The organism is Vibrio sp. Vb1554, assembly GCF_033344235.1.
The window spans coordinates 21,682-36,814 of sequence record NZ_JAWPOJ010000011.1 but is presented as its reverse complement, the minus strand read 5'-3'; the positions used below and the strand labels follow the sequence as shown (position 1 = coordinate 36,814).

At 44.3% G+C, this 15,133-nt stretch carries 10 protein-coding genes; 6 read left to right on the top strand and 4 right to left on the bottom strand.

Going from position 1 to position 15,133, the window contains the following annotated elements:
- Nucleotides 1-163: 163 nt before the first annotated feature.
- From pdxY to aspT, 3 genes are all read right to left on the bottom strand, one after another.
- Complete coding sequence (pdxY, locus tag R8N28_RS11345) at nt 164-1,021, bottom strand: pyridoxal kinase PdxY (protein WP_005377109.1); 858 nt, start codon at nt 1,019-1,021, stop codon at nt 164-166.
- Nucleotides 1,022-1,146: 125 nt separating this feature from the next.
- Nucleotides 1,147-2,742 carry a bifunctional aspartate transaminase/aspartate 4-decarboxylase gene (locus R8N28_RS11340; protein ID WP_318183382.1) on the bottom strand — a complete coding sequence of 532 codons (1,596 nt, stop codon included), beginning with the start codon at nt 2,740-2,742 and terminating at the stop codon, nt 1,147-1,149.
- 95 nt (nt 2,743-2,837) lie between these two features.
- Nucleotides 2,838-4,553, bottom strand: a complete 1,716-nt coding sequence (gene aspT, locus R8N28_RS11335; RefSeq protein ID WP_065274593.1) for an aspartate-alanine antiporter — start codon at nt 4,551-4,553, stop codon at nt 2,838-2,840.
- 426 nt (nt 4,554-4,979) lie between these two features.
- Here aspT and R8N28_RS11330 point away from each other — a divergent pair, with 426 nt between their 5' ends.
- The 6 genes from R8N28_RS11330 to R8N28_RS11305 all read left to right on the top strand — a co-directional run bounded on the left by R8N28_RS11330 (nt 4,980) and on the right by R8N28_RS11305 (nt 13,195).
- Nucleotides 4,980-5,192, top strand: a complete 213-nt coding sequence (locus tag R8N28_RS11330) for a DUF1656 domain-containing protein (RefSeq protein ID WP_054728563.1) — start codon at nt 4,980-4,982, stop codon at nt 5,190-5,192.
- 10 nt (nt 5,193-5,202) lie between these two features.
- Nucleotides 5,203-6,066 (top strand): HlyD family secretion protein, encoded by an 864-nt coding sequence (locus tag R8N28_RS11325; protein WP_005377105.1) that lies wholly within the window; start codon nt 5,203-5,205, stop codon nt 6,064-6,066.
- Nucleotides 6,067-6,079: 13 nt separating this feature from the next.
- A complete protein-coding gene (locus R8N28_RS11320) occupies nt 6,080-7,435 on the top strand; it encodes an FUSC family protein (RefSeq protein WP_065274594.1) in 1,356 nt (451 codons plus the stop codon).
- A gap of 301 nt (nt 7,436-7,736) precedes the next feature.
- The gene (locus R8N28_RS11315; protein WP_017821369.1) at nt 7,737-9,392 is read left to right on the top strand and encodes a hypothetical protein; all 1,656 of its coding nucleotides are present in this window, start codon (nt 7,737-7,739) and stop codon (nt 9,390-9,392) included.
- Between the two features lie 210 nt (nt 9,393-9,602).
- A complete protein-coding gene (locus tag R8N28_RS11310) occupies nt 9,603-11,642 on the top strand; it encodes a carboxylesterase family protein (protein ID WP_065274595.1) in 2,040 nt (679 codons plus the stop codon).
- A 101-nt stretch (nt 11,643-11,743) separates the two neighbouring features.
- Nucleotides 11,744-13,195 (top strand): phospholipase D family protein, encoded by a 1,452-nt coding sequence (locus R8N28_RS11305; protein ID WP_065274596.1) that lies wholly within the window; start codon nt 11,744-11,746, stop codon nt 13,193-13,195.
- Nucleotides 13,196-13,252: 57 nt separating this feature from the next.
- Here the strand turns inward: R8N28_RS11305 and R8N28_RS11300 are convergent, their stop codons facing one another.
- The gene (locus tag R8N28_RS11300) at nt 13,253-14,911 is read right to left on the bottom strand and encodes an autotransporter assembly complex protein TamA (protein ID WP_237288965.1); all 1,659 of its coding nucleotides are present in this window, start codon (nt 14,909-14,911) and stop codon (nt 13,253-13,255) included.
- Between the last annotated feature and the right edge of the window lie 222 nt (nt 14,912-15,133).

The window sequence follows — 15,133 nt, the reverse complement described above, 5'->3', positions numbered from 1 at the left end:
TGAAGTTAATTGGATCAAAATGAAGTCCGTTTCGTTGTGTGGAGTTACTATAGCTAGGCACGGCTAAACCCCATAATCGCGATTGTAGGATGCTATCCATCAAAGCAATTATGCCAAGTTTCTATATGCTAACTTTACGCTTCTCCGTTAATTAGGTACTGCGCTAAGCAATTTTCACGACGTTGAACTCATGCGTCGGTTCGACAAATTCGTATTGGGCATTGATCGTCTGTAGCTCCCATGTGCCATAGCCTTTGGTGATCTCCAATACACCGTAAACGGCGTTATGTGTATGACGAAAGGCTGCGACAGGAGACATCTTCTTCACCAAACAAGAGGTAAAAATCGCAGAAATTAAATCACCGACACCGACTGGCTGCATAGCAAATTCAACACTAGGGCGTTGGGCCAAATAGCTTGCTTTCGGCGTCGCTAAAATCATACTGAAGGCGTCATCTGTTAGAGCATGCAAATGTTTCACCAATACCATTTTCGGTCCTAACTCTAAGGCTTTTTTACATGCAGTGACCGCATCATAAAGAGAGTCAATTTTCACACCTGTTAACTCGCTCAGTTCAAACTGGTTAGGAACAATCACATCAGCGATGGGCAACAAGCTATGGCTTATCGCTTCTTTGACACCGTCTGCCACAATGCAACCTTTGTCTGGATCACCCATAACTGGGTCACACACATAAAGTGCACTATGGTTACGCGATTTGACTAAACTTACCGCTTCGGCCACCGCTCGACATTGCTCTGCGCTGCCTTGATAACCGGACAGTATCGCGCCACATTCGCCTAACTTCTCAATGTTATCTAAGCCTCTCATTAGAGAATGAATTTCATCTGCCCCAAACTTCTGTCCAGTCCAACCTTGCTGGTACTGAGTGTGATTTGAAAACTGAACCGTGTGAATTGGCCAGACTTCGAGGCCCATTCTCTGCATCGGGAAGACGGCAGAACTGTTTCCTGCGTGGCCATAAACCACATGAGATTGAATAGAAATAATGCTTTTCATAAGTCACTCTTAATTGAGAAGTTTGTTAGCTTGGCGACTAAATAAACACAATATTGCGCACTGTGCTTATTTGGTCGGAATAGCCTCGACAACGCCGAGGCTTATTCTTAATCAGGTTGGATTCATTAGCCTTTGAACTCAGCAAAGTACTCATCCAACACTTTGCGTGTTGCACGACCGATAAGCTCGTATTCGTGGTGAGTAAGGTTTGCTAGCGAAACTCGAACTGATGCATGCACTGCATCGAAGCCTTGGCCTGGAAGTAGGATAACGCCGGTTTCATGTGCAAGGCGGAACAGGAAGCCTTTGCCTTTCTCGCTCGCTTTGAACCATTCAACGAATGCTGGTCCGTACAATTTGCCGCCCAGAGTGTCGAGCTCAAGCAGTGTGTAGTAGTCCACACGATCTTTGTTTTCTTCAATTTCTACACCCATGTTTTTGTACAGAGTTTTGTAACGCTCGCGGATGATGCGTTTACATGCTTCTTTGTAGTTTTGTTCCGAGTCCATCAAGCAGTTCAAAGAGAACAGCGCCATTTGAACTTGTTGAGGAAGAGACAAACCTGCTGTGTGGTTAAGCGCTACGCTGCGGCTGTCTGCTACGATACGGTCAATAAACTTAATCTCACGAGGTTCCGGAGTCAGTGTTTTGTAACGATCGTCCAACTCAAGTTGAAGCGCTTCAGGAAGGCTGCGCATTGCATCGTCAAACACGTTGTTGTGTTGAATCGCAATCGAGCCTAAACGCCAGCCTGTTGCACCGAAGTACTTCGAGAACGAGTAAACACAAAGCGTGTTGTATGGCAGTTTCGCGAACAGTGAGACAAAGTCGTCCGCGAATGTGCCGTATACATCGTCAGTCACAATGAACAGGTCGCTGCGTTCGTTGTTCACAAAATTTGATAGGTTATCCAGAGTCTCATCCGAGAACTTCACAGACGCTGGGTTTGCTGGGTTCACGACACAAAGTAGTTTGATGTCTGTATCTGCAAGCTTTTCGATTTCAGACATCGGCAGCTGCCATGTTGTCTCATCCAAACGTAGTTCAACGATTTCCAGTTCGTATTCACTCAGTTCTGGAATTTCTAGGTACGGCTTAAAGATTGGAGTGATTAGCGCGACCTTGTCACCTTTCTTCAACAGACCGTTGTTGAACATAGTTTGGAACGTGTACGTCATAGACGCTGTGCCGCCTTCCGTTGCAAACAGATCGAAGTCTGTTGTCATTGGCATTGGGCCGTACATCTCTTCTGCAATGTATTGCTTCACAACGGTTTCGATGTTCGTCAACATACGTGGTGGCACTGGGTAGTTACATGCAAGGTATGCGTTAACCAGCTCATTCAAAAATGCCTGTTTCTCTAGACCCAAACGGTCTTTTGCGTAGCTCAGCGACTTTTCTAAGAACTGCACGCCTTGATCTTGTTTATTCTTGCTTGCAAACGTATCGAAGCGTTCAACAATGCCCACACCATCTGGAATGCCACCGAAACCACCATCTAGGTATGAATAAGTGCGCTCGGCTTCCAATATTGCGAACTCACCCAAACGAATGAACGCTTTACGTGGTAGTGTCGCAAGAAAATTAGGATTACCACGACCTGCATCTAATAACGCGCGGTCAGGAACAGTTTGTGCCACTTCAATTAGTTTATCTTTTAATTCAAATGGGCTTAAAACTGCAAATTTTGAAAAATCAATTGTTGTGTTTTGCGTAGTCATAATATTTACCTGAATCTATTATTTAGTAAAATTTGGATAATACTTCCCCTACCGCCTATTTAATTAGGCGATAAGAGTGTTCGAATTTATTTAAATTACATGCCTGCGTTTAAAGTAATAATGCCGACAATAATTGGACCCCATAGGGTAAGCAGTACATTGGCGACTGCATAAGTCACGGTGAATGAGAATACTGGTGTTGCATTACCTGTTTTTTCCATTAAAGCCGCAAATGCTGGGTTTGCACTTCGTCCACCTGTAACACAGCCAAGCGCTTCAACTGGATTCTTAATCTTCAATACAAAATATGAGAAGAAGAACGAAATAATCTGAGGGATAATCGTTACACCCATGCCAAGGAACAACAGAGACATACCGTGTTCTTTGATGGTGTCGACCGCTTGAGGCCCAGCCTCAAGGCCAACAATGCCCACAAATGCTGCCAAACCGAAATCTCGAATAAAGTTCGCGGCACCCATAGGAAACTGAGCAACATGCGGATTGCGGCTACGCAACCAACCGACGATCAAACCTGAGATCAAACAACCTGCACCAGAACCGATAGTGACGGGAATACCAGCAATCTTAAAACTGATTAGACCAATTAATAGGCCCACCACCATGCCCATACCAAGCACGACTAAGTCAGTCACGTTTGCTGAGCCCATTCGCTGACCAATGTTTTTCTCAACGCGATTGATATCTTTTGCGGTACCTGTAAGCTGGATGACGTCGTTTTTCTTCATCACAAGATCCGGCGTTATTTCAATTGAGTTGCCTTCACGAATATAGTCTGTCACATAAATACCGCGCATAGAGCCTTGGTTCGAAGCCTCTTTAATCTCTTGCAGCGACTTACCAATCAGTTTGCGGTTGTCTGCGATCAGTTGACGGTTTTCTTCAATAACTTCATAGCCTTCTGGAAGTGCAATCTCATTGTCAGCCAAACCATCTTGCAGCTGATGCACTGCATTACGGCGACCTGTTACGACAATGACATCCCCTTCTTTCAGGGCTGTGAATTTGTCCACGTCTAGCACTTTGCCATCGCGTTGAATCAATTCAATACAAGCAGCCAGAGCGTGTTGGTTTAACTGAGCTAAGGTTTTGCCTGCTAGCCCACTATCTTTGCTCACTTTAAATGCTCGTGTAACCAGCGCTGTGACAGCGTTGAACTCACCCGGCGCTAAATCACGCTTACCATTTGAATTTTTCTCTTCTAGAGCAATCGCTTCTGCTCGGATATCCCACTTCATCAGTGTTGGGAATACCCATGTCACCATCAGAATTGGACCAAGCGAACCAAAGATGTACGTAACTGCGTAGCCTACTGCGACATTGGTCTGCATTAGGTGCTTAGCTTCTTCTGTCACACCCCCAAGACGTGCGATCGCATCACCCGCTGTACCGATGATTGCCGATTGAGTCAAACCACCAGCTGCAAGGCCTGCTGCCGTACCTCTGTCTAGATCAAACATCCAAGCAGCTGCTAGTACACAAAGCAGGCCAGAAACCGTCATCACTACAGCGGAAAGTAGAATGTTGATGGTTCTAAAGTTCAGTGCTTTGAAGAACTGCGCACCACCTTGATACCCTACTGCGTAAATAAAGAGCGCAAAGAAAATGCTTTTTACGCCGGGATCAATATGAACACCAAATTGCCCAATAATTACACCCATTAATAATGTTCCGGCAACACCGCCAAGAACAAATCGACCAATGGTAATTTTACCAACCATATAACCGAGAGAGAGCGTAATAAAGAGAGCAACAAATGGTGCCATGTCAAAAAGGTTAGAAATAATTTCCATGACAATTTTACTCTTACTAATAAATATAAAACTCAAATAATCTAACGAATAATCTGTCACTCATATTTGTTGGATTATTTAATTTAAAAAGCATCTCGTTTGCTTCGAAGCGAATATTAGGAACAAAAACTCACAACTCGTAATCCTATTTGAAGGACGAAACCATCACTTCGCATATTCAAACGCAAACATTGAACAATAATTGTCGAAAATTTAATAACTTAGTGTTCTGCAATAGACACGAGATAAATCGGACAATAATTTTATTTTTGTTATCGCTCTCCAAAAAGCGGGTTGGTTGCATCATTCCCTCTATATAGCGCATAACACCTTTCGTTTGATGGATTAGATCCTCCAAAAGCGATTATCACGGATGCCATCATTTGCCTTATCTTTCCATTCATCAAGTTAATAGAGAAAAACACCATGAACTCAATGCCACATGAACTTGTGTGGGGCGAAGTTTACTTCCCACCCTTGTTGCTGGTTATTGCATTGGCTTACATGCTCACCATTTTGGTCGGAACCATTGCTACAAAACTGGGTATCCACAAATACGTTGCATTTCCTGCACTCACAGAGCTGAGCCTAATTGTGATTTTTACTGGCGTTATTGGTCGATTCATTACCATCTTTTGAGGCAAACCCCGTGATAAAACGTTATCTCATCACACTGCTATTACTGTGTTCCGCTGGCACCGTGATTTTCAGCTACTACCAATCATACTCTGACAACCCTTGGACTAGAGATGGCCAAGTTAGCGCGCACATCGTTTCTATAACCCCCCGCGTAACAGGACAAATCATCCAAGTCTACGTCGAAGACAATTCGCAAGTGAAACAAGGCGATTTGCTGTTTGAGATTGACCCAAGCATCTATAAAGCGGCGTACCACAAAGCGCTAGCAGCTCAAAAGCAAGCCATTGCATTACTAGCAAAGGCCAAAAATGAAGAGCAGCGAGCACTTAAGTTAGAAAAGCGCACACCTGGCGCCGTACCTGTACTGACATTGAATAACCTAGACAATGCGGTGGAGACAGCCGTTGCCAACGTAGAACTCGCGAAAGCCAATGTTGAAGAAGCCAAGCTAAACCTTGATTACACAAAAGTTTATGCGCCAACGAATGGTTATATCACTAATTTGAACTTACGCGTCGGCTCTCAAGTCGTCGCTAACTCCCCAGTCGTGGCTTTAATTGATGAAGACAGCTTTTGGATCGAAGGATATTTCAAAGAAACGGATTTAGTTGGCGTTGATCCACAAGATAAAGCCTACGTGACCTTAATGATGCACAATGAAGCTGTGCTGGAAGGCAAAATCAAAAGCATTGGCTACGGCATTGCGAAGCAAGATGGTAGTACTGGTAACGATCTTTTGCCCAATGTGAACCCTAACTTTCAGTGGATACGCTTAGCTCAACGCATTCCAATTAAAGTTAAATTAGATCACTTACCGAAAGATTTTCAACTACGTGTTGGTATGACGGCCTCTATCAAAATCATCAAACAATAATGTGGTGGAATGTATGTTTAATGCCTCAACCAAAGAAGCAATCAAAGCTGCGCTGTCTATCGTTATCGCGATCTGCCTTGCCTTATGGTTTCAATGGGAGAAACCGTATTGGGCAGCGATCGCAGTCGCGGTAATGGCATTAAATGAAAGCTTCGCTCACTCAATAAACAAAGGTCATAATCGCTTATTAGGAACCCTCCTTGGCATCGGTTATGCCTTTTTCCTCATCACGACGTTTTCTCAAGATCGCTTTTTGTTTCTCACCTTCTTCACCTTGTTTTTAGGTGCGTGCATTTTTATGTCGAGCGACGAAAAGTATGGTTATGTGTTCTCTATCGGTTTTGCTGTGTGCTCCATCATCGCATGTATGGGAGGATTTGATAGTCAAGCAACGTTCCACTTCGCTGTTCTTCGTATGCAAGAGACGATTCTTGGTGTGATCACGTTTTCTGTTGTGTACCGATTAGTCTGGCCAGTCAGTACAGAACAAAACTTCATTCAACGTTTTGAGGCCAGCAGAGAGGCGATGCTTAACGCTATGAAATCGCCCAATGATATAGATATTGAAGCTCTTGAGACCAACACCGCCAACATAGAAAAGTTATTCCAACTGGTCGGCTTACCACTTACTGGCAGCTACCACTTGAAAGAACATCGTCAGCTATGGCGTGCGCGTTTAAATGAGATGGCACAAATCCAAGACCGATTGCTAGAACAAGCAGATAAATCGCAAAGTCGTGAGATCGATTGGCCAACGCTAACGCAGCAACTTCAAAGCTTTGATATTAAAAATCCAAGTACGTCGCTCATTGGTCACGTTGCTTATGTTATGCAAAGAGAGAAAAACACGGTTTGGCATCACGAGCATCGGACCTTCATCCAGCATTTGAATGAAGACGGCAGAAAGGTACTGCAAGGTGTCTCCATGTTCGTAACGTCACTGCTGATCTGGATTTACCTTCCTGTGCCCGGAGGTTTCATTTTTCCGATGCTAGCAGGCGTGTTCTCTTCAATCGTTCCTACTATGCCACCAAGCATTATTAAAGATGCATTTTTTGGTGTGATAGGCACTGGCACGGTGATTCTATTGCAATACATTTTCCTAATGCCAATGATGACCGAGCTTTGGCAGCTTGGGCTATTCTACTTCATCAATATCATCGTGATTTGGAAGGTATTTTCCACACCAAAGCTGATGGTACACAGAATTCTAGGTATTAACTTATTGGTTGTCTTGACATCAGGAGCGCTCAATTTAACCCCAGCGTATCGAATTGAAACGCCCTTGCTGATGCTGGTAAACATTATGACTATTTTGATGATTGCCAAGTTGTTTACTGATCTGTTCCGTGTTCGCGTCACGGCCTAAGCGTCACCTCCGTTCTTGAAACTAAAGCCCCGCATTGCTTTTGCTCTGCGGGGCTTTTTGCTTTGTTCACTGCCCTATTCCTGCCTCACCCATAAAGCGAGGATAGTATCCATCAAAAGCGATTAACGGAATCTCTCTTCACCTCATAAAATCCTCTCATTGATTCACGAAATGCAATCGAAAACTCTGCATTCACAACGTCAATCACAGCAAACACATCTATCTAACTGAACAAGAAGTTCAGTGACACATTAACTGTCTGAGTCTCGAAGGTTTGAGGCTATTCAGAGTGGAAACTGTCATGAGTTTTTTTGAATTACGCGCCGGCAAGACGTCTTCTCTTACTGTGCTCGCGAGCGCACTAATGCTTACTACCCCCACTTTTGGCTTCGCCGCTGAAGAGACGACGACCTACAACGAAGTAATCGAGCAAGGCCGAGCACTGTTCGACAAATACGGTATCAGTCATGATTTACCAAAACTGGCCATCAGCTCTCTAGTTCAAGGCGAGCATTTGGTCGAGCATGCCCACCGAAGTGTTAAAATCGGTGATAGCGTTCGCGATTCGTCCGTCTACTTGGTTAAGAACACCGATAACAAAGGCAACATTGATCTGCGTATCAAGTACAACCCTGAACAACTCGATGAAAATGAAAAAGTACTTGATGAGATCGAAGCTTTCACACGAACAGAATACCGCCTTCGAAACTACGCGGAGAGTTTTGATCCGTCATCAGTAAGAGCCAAAGAGGATCAGAATGGTAATGTGATCATCAGTTTTAATTACTCAAAATACGGTCTTCCTCAAGATATCGCCTACTTTCGCTTTTTAAGCGTTGATATTGAGTTGGTTAATGGTGAACCGAAACGTATGGTCATTACCAACGATAAACCGTTCACACATCACAACTACCAAGTGGATTCTTACGATCAAGAGATCCTCTTCCAGAAATTAACATCAGGCAAAATTGCGATTGCCAGTAAAAACACCAAGATAGTTGGTTCAAAGAAAAATAAACCCCTCGAAATGATGAGCAGCGTAAAACCGGTAGCGATTTATGAAGATAAGCTTGGCGTGCAAGTACTAGACGAAAAACGCTTGAATGAGGTCTCTGATCCACGCATGCAAGAAGCCAGTGTTAAGCTAGACCGAGTTTTTCCTTTAATGGGTGATATGGTTCGTCGTCAAGGTATCGATTTGCCTCTGCCGTTTGGTGTGTCGCTAGCGTATCGAAATCAAGATATGAATATTCCATTTAATGATTTCACGATTGAAGGCATCGGCCTTAATGAACTGTTTGATCCAGAAGACAGTGTCGGCATCGTCAGTGCTGAGAGCATGACGCTTCGTGGCGATGTAAACATCCTGCCATTTTGGAATGTATTTGGTTACATCGGAAAAGTTAATGTCGATGCCAATGTTGATGCCGCCTACACGGGTGAAGGTGGCCAGTACATAAAAGATAAGCTGAACGATAAACTGCCAGGATTAGGTGATAAGTTTTGCGATGGTTTATCTGCACTTTGTAGTCGCGGACGCTTAGACGTGCCGCTGCATTTGGAATATGACCTTCGTGGTATAGGTACAACCCTTTCGGTTGGCTATAAAGAATTCTTTGCTTCTGTCACTGGTACCTATTCGCAAACTCGCTTAAAGGGCTTAGATGATTGGGGCGATGGTATTGTTACTGTACAGCCGATGTTGGGTTATCAACTTGTCGATTATCGCACGCAGTTCTTTGTCGGAGCAGAATATCAAGGACTGGACGCTCGAATGGACGGGCATGTAAAAAGTGGTGATATCGAATTCGATTACGACATTGGTGTAGATCTTAATCAATGGGCGTTTTTGACTGGTTTCAATAAGCAAATCGGCAAAAACTACAACCTGACCTTTCTCTATAACAAAGGGGAAACTCGAGAGTCAGTAACCTTAAATCTTGGTTACCGTTTCTAGCTCTCATAAAGAGCCGGCCCCTAGACGATGGTAGGACTGCATCCTACAAAGGCGATTACTGAAACTGTCGCCGATGTCCTACCATTTGAGCCATCAATACAACAAGCCATCCAACCATTCACGGATTAATGCCAAAGCGTCAGGACGTCGCTTGTTAGATGCCGTTTAACATTTTCGGTGCACGCACCAAATGACTTTTTGGACATAACAATGACTTTACTCAATCGCTCAACTTTAGCCATTACCATCACTCTTGCCTTAGCAGCTTGCAGTGATGACTCAAGTAAACCTAGCGTTCCTAACGGCCCGAAGCCACTACAACCCTTACCACCAGAGCAAATCGCTTTGGAAATTGGCGATGCAACCATTCAAGCGACCAAAGAGTCCCTCGTCATCACGCCTCTTGATGCGGATGAAAAACTGGCAGCGGTAGAGGCGTTCAAAGGTATCCAATTTGCGCAAGCAGACCGCTTTCAGCACAGCATTGCGGTCCCACTTGAAGGCGATATTGATGCGACTCAGTTCGGTGATGCGTGCCCGCAGTTAAAAACCACGGCACAAACGCAATCAGAAGATTGTTTGAACCTAAACATTTGGCGACCAGCAGGGACAGAAGCGTACGCAGATTTGCCAGTGTATGTCTTTATTCACGGTGGAGACTTTGAATACGGCGCGGGCTCAGAACCGCTGATTCATGGTGATATGGTGGTTGCACAAGGTGCTGACGATGGTAACCCGTTTATTGCAGTTACTTTTAACTATCGCTTGGGCTTGTTGGGCAGTGTTTGGGTCGATGGTTTGGACAACCCAGAGGGCGGTAACTTTGGCCTAGGCGATCAAAAACACGCGCTTGAATGGGTTCAACAAAACATAGAGGCATTCGGCGGCAATCCGCAAAACGTGACACTCATGGGTCAAGGTGCGGGTGCCATGTCTGTGGGAATTTTACAGCAATCAAAAGGCGATGCTGCAATCGCAGGTGAGCACTTTCAACGTGCCATCATGCAAAGCAACGCATACGGCTTTGAATATAAAAGTTACGATGTTGCCAAGAGCCAAAGACCAGAGCAAAGCGTTGAAGATCTTGCGTTACTACCACTTGAAGAGGTCATGAAGGTACAGAGCGAGATGCTCGATCCTATTCAACGTCTTAAGAACTGGGTACTGACCGCCGCGAATATTCCGGTTATAAGCCCAACACGCGACAACAGCCCATTAGCTACGTTGATGCCATTTGCGCCTTACATCGAGCATCGCCCACCAGCGTTTCTAGTGAAAGAAGTCCCAGGCTATCACTTTACTGAACAAGCGATTGAGAGTGAGTGGATCGTACCGACGGTAATTGGCTCAAACAGCGCAGAAAGCAATACTCTGGGCATGCTGCCGAGCCTGACATTTTTGATCCCAACTATCATTGAAATCTTGAGCCAAGAAGCGCCAGAAATCATTGAAAATGGTGACGAAAGCTTAATCGTCGAATACATGGTGGAGTGGCTAGAATCGGAAACGAACTTAAACCGTTTACGCGCTGAATATCGTTCATTACTCAGCGATTCAGCTTCGATTGAACTCGATCTTTCTGACTTATTGGAACTGCTGCCTAGCACCGCTTATGAGGCGATGACTAAGTTGTTCTTCGGTTTGGGGAACTCCGATTCAACCACGGAGTTACTTGCTCTGGCTGACTTCTTCCCTAACGATGAAAGTGAACTGAATGGCGCGGCCAAAAACATGCAGCAATTCAAAACCACGTTGCATGATTTGCTCTTCACGGGTCCAAACCGTCATAAAGTTTCAACTGAAGAAGCAACAGAAGCAACGCCAAGCTTCTACTACTTTGACTACAAACCTGGATTCAACGTATGGACTTACAACACCAAAGGTGAAAATGGCGATCTTGACGTTGGTGATTTACTCAAAAGCATCAGTTGTATTGTGGGCGCTTGTAATGCATCGGAATTACCATTTGTGTTTAATAAGGCATTAAAGCTTGATGGTTCAAGTGTTCGCCCAGGTAGCAAAGACAAAGCAATGATGAACGAGCTCTCTCGTATGTGGTTTAGCGGACGTTTATTTGAAGACTTCCAATACAACAGCGCGACTGATCGAGTATTGCTGATCGATAACGATGGCGGTATTCAATCCACGCAAGACTGGGACAATGCTCATCACTCAGGCATCGATCCAAAACTGCGCCAAGGTCGCCTCAACGGTCTCGAGGAACTTGGGCTGATTCTGAGTCACATGTAACGTTATCTTCAGTCACTAAAAGCTCGTTACCAAATACCTAAAAGCCAGTTCGCTGGCTTTTTTCATCCTTATTCCTTGAACACAATTAGGAAGGTTTACTCATGTTTCCTAACACCCTTCGTGCTCTGCTACTCTTTATCTTTGGCGCACTATTGGTTGGCTGTGCCCAACCCTACCCTCAAGTTGAACCGGATTTTGAAGCCAATTGGCAAACTACTCAGCATCAAGCCGAAGTTTACTTAATTCCTACCGCTCCGGAAGCCTTTGCTCGTCGCGTTGAGCTGGTTAGAAATGCTCAACAAAGCATCGATATGACTTACTTTTCTTGGGAGAGTGACACGCTTGGTTTGATGCTACTCAATGAACTCAAGCAAGCAGCAGATCGAGGCGTGCAAGTTCGACTCACTCTCGATGATTTATTGGTTTTTAACGAGAAATGGCTGGCTGATCTCAGCGCTCACGACAACATTCAAATCCGTTTATTCAATCCGTTTGATTCACGTAAGTCAGGTTGGATTGGTCGTGCCGTCAACTTCTCTACTCATCAACAACGTTTGGACAATCGTCTGCACGAGAAGTACTTCAACGTCGACCATCAATGGATGATTCTAGGTGGACGTAACATTGGCGACAACTATTTTGGTTACAGCCGTAAAGCCAACTTCTTTGATATGGATGTCTTGTTCAAAGGCAGCATTATTCGAGCGTTCGACCAGAACTACCAACAACTTTGGGACAGCGAACATGTTACGCCAATAGAAAACATCGTTAACGTTACCCCAAACTATTCCGCGTTTACTAAAGCGCTTAATAAAGGTGAGAAAGACAAAAGCACCATTCAGGCGGAAGTTGAAAAACAAGTTAAGCAACTGACCAGTCCCAACTTCATTACTGCGCAAGTCACCCCCGTTTTCGACTCATTAAACAAGTTAGCAAACAACAAACCCTACTTTAGAAAACGTGCAGAACACCAAGTTTGGCAACAAATAACCTCTGCATCAAAAGCAGTGATATCAACACCTTATGTGGTACCAAGTGATGGTGAATTTACCTTTATTGATACCTTGATGGAGCAAAAAGCGGACATCACGTTAATGACGAACTCGTCTGCATCTAATGATTCTGGCTTTATTCCGGCTTATTACGAGGAGCATCGCCAAACCTTGTTGGATAAGGGCGTTCATATACTTGAGTACAAAAACCAAGCGAAAAATGATGACCATTACTTCCATGCGGATACTTATTATCACAACAAGACAGTGATACTCGATGATCGGCTAACTTATATCGGCTCATCAAACTTCGACCCAAGATCGGATTTCCTCAATGTGGAATTTGGTGTGTTGGTCCAAAGCGAAGCCTTTGCAGAACATGTCATGCACTACTTAACTCGACAACAAGATGAACTGTTTTGGCGAGTATCTCGAGATGGACAAGGCCAAACTCAGTGGCAATCAATGCATGAGATCCATACTAAGAATCCAAACTATGGTGGATGGCATAAGGCGCCTAACTGGATATTCAAGAAACTGAATGGTGAGTTCGAACTCTAAACAATCAAGACTTAAAAAGGCTCTCTATCTGCAAGGATGAGAGCCTTTTTAATGCCGCTAAAACTGCGTGCCCAGCGAAAAGTGAACGCGGAATTGGTCTCCTTGAGGAGCATCTAAACCATAAGCAAAGTCCACTTTGACGGGCACGTATTTTGAGTTCCATATCAAACTCAACCCTGTACCGCTTTTCCAATCCACCCTATCGTTGAAGGCATCACCAACATCATAAAATGCCCCAAGCCACAATTGGCGGTAGACCTGATATTGATATTCCAGCCCAGCAGTAAACATGTAACAGGCACCCGTTAAATCGCCATTTTCGTCTCTCGGAGAGATAGACTCATAACCATAACCACGAAGATTGCCGTCACCTCCCGCAAAGAAACGTAATGATGATGGGATATCGCTCAAAGTGTCAGCGACATTAATACCGACATTGGAACGAAAGTGAAACTTGTGTTTTTCACTAATATCCCACGACAGCACACTGTTGCCTTCAATGCGCAGCAAACGAGAATCGGAGAAAAAATTGGGGTCCGAGTATTCCAATGAGTAGACGTGACGGTGATTTACTTCTAATTGATCGTTCTTGCGATCAAGCAGTGAAAATGTCACCCCAGGTAATAACAACTGTGATTCGTTATTCTCCGACGCTTGTCGATAACTCTCTTGCAAATAACGAACGTGCATGGTGCTTTGCCAATCACTGTCTAACTGCCAGTGTTTTTCAAACGATAAATCATTAGAAAAACTCGATGTGTCTCGATAGTCGACATGCTTAGATTCAAACTGAATCCCGTAGTAATCCGTTAGAACATTTTGTGTGGGAATTTTGTAACCAAGTAATAGCGATTGTTCCGGTTTGGAAGCGTACGCTTGTGCCTCAAAACTGTGTCCACGTGCGTTGTACCAAGGCTTGGTCCAGTTTAGCGAAGCGCGCAACCCCAAGTCTGTCGAATAACCTCCACCGACTTGCACAATATTGCGTGAATTCGGCTCTGCGAGCACTTCTATCGGCACCTTATAGCCATCGAATACCTCCTCGAAATCCGCTTTCACAATCACACTGCGAAACCAATCAGTACTGGAGAGATCGGCCTGATATTGACTCAATTTCAAAGTGTCAAAATCGTCGCCCCACTCAAACGTTCTCATCGCTTCTATTCGTGCCGTTTCGATACCCGACGTAAGAACAGACAGCTCTCCAAATTGGTAACGAGAACCACTAGAGAAATGCAGATTCACATGGGCTTGATTCAAGCTTGGAATGACTTCCAAAGACGATTCGATAAAACGCCCATCTAAGTAACCTTTTTGCTGAGCCAATGAAATCAAGTTTCGTTTTAGTGTGTCGTACTCAGAATGAAGCAACGGCTGCCCTTGTTTAAGTTGAGCTTGATTGATTAGTTCGATGAAATCCTGATCGTTACTGGCCTCTCCCGACACAGCAATATTAGATTTTGCCACCAACATCACCTCCCCCGCGTCAACCTCAAGCGTGATGAGATCATTCTCTGATCTCTGAACATTGAGCTCGGAATGATAGTAGCCATAAGGGTTTAACGTATTATTAACCATCTGCGTTAGTCGATTTGAGGTAATGTTTGAAACAGAGAGTTTCGTTAGTGGTGTAAGGTGACTTTCAAGATTTTTCTCTAATATTGGTGTTAGCCCTTTGATTTTAAATTGCGCTCCGAGTGCATGATGTAAAGGCATAGAAGCTAAAACTGATATACCTATTATTTGTTTAATGAGAGGAGACACACCGCTACCTAGTTTAGCAATACACTCGACAAGGTTAATGATGGAATGATATATCAGTTAATCGCGTTTGTAGGATTGCTCCCTACGAAATCCTCTCGAAAATTCACGTTTCACAAGTAGATACTTTGAACGATAAATTGGCTCAAGCTAGGAGGTAGCAAATCATGCGGTCTG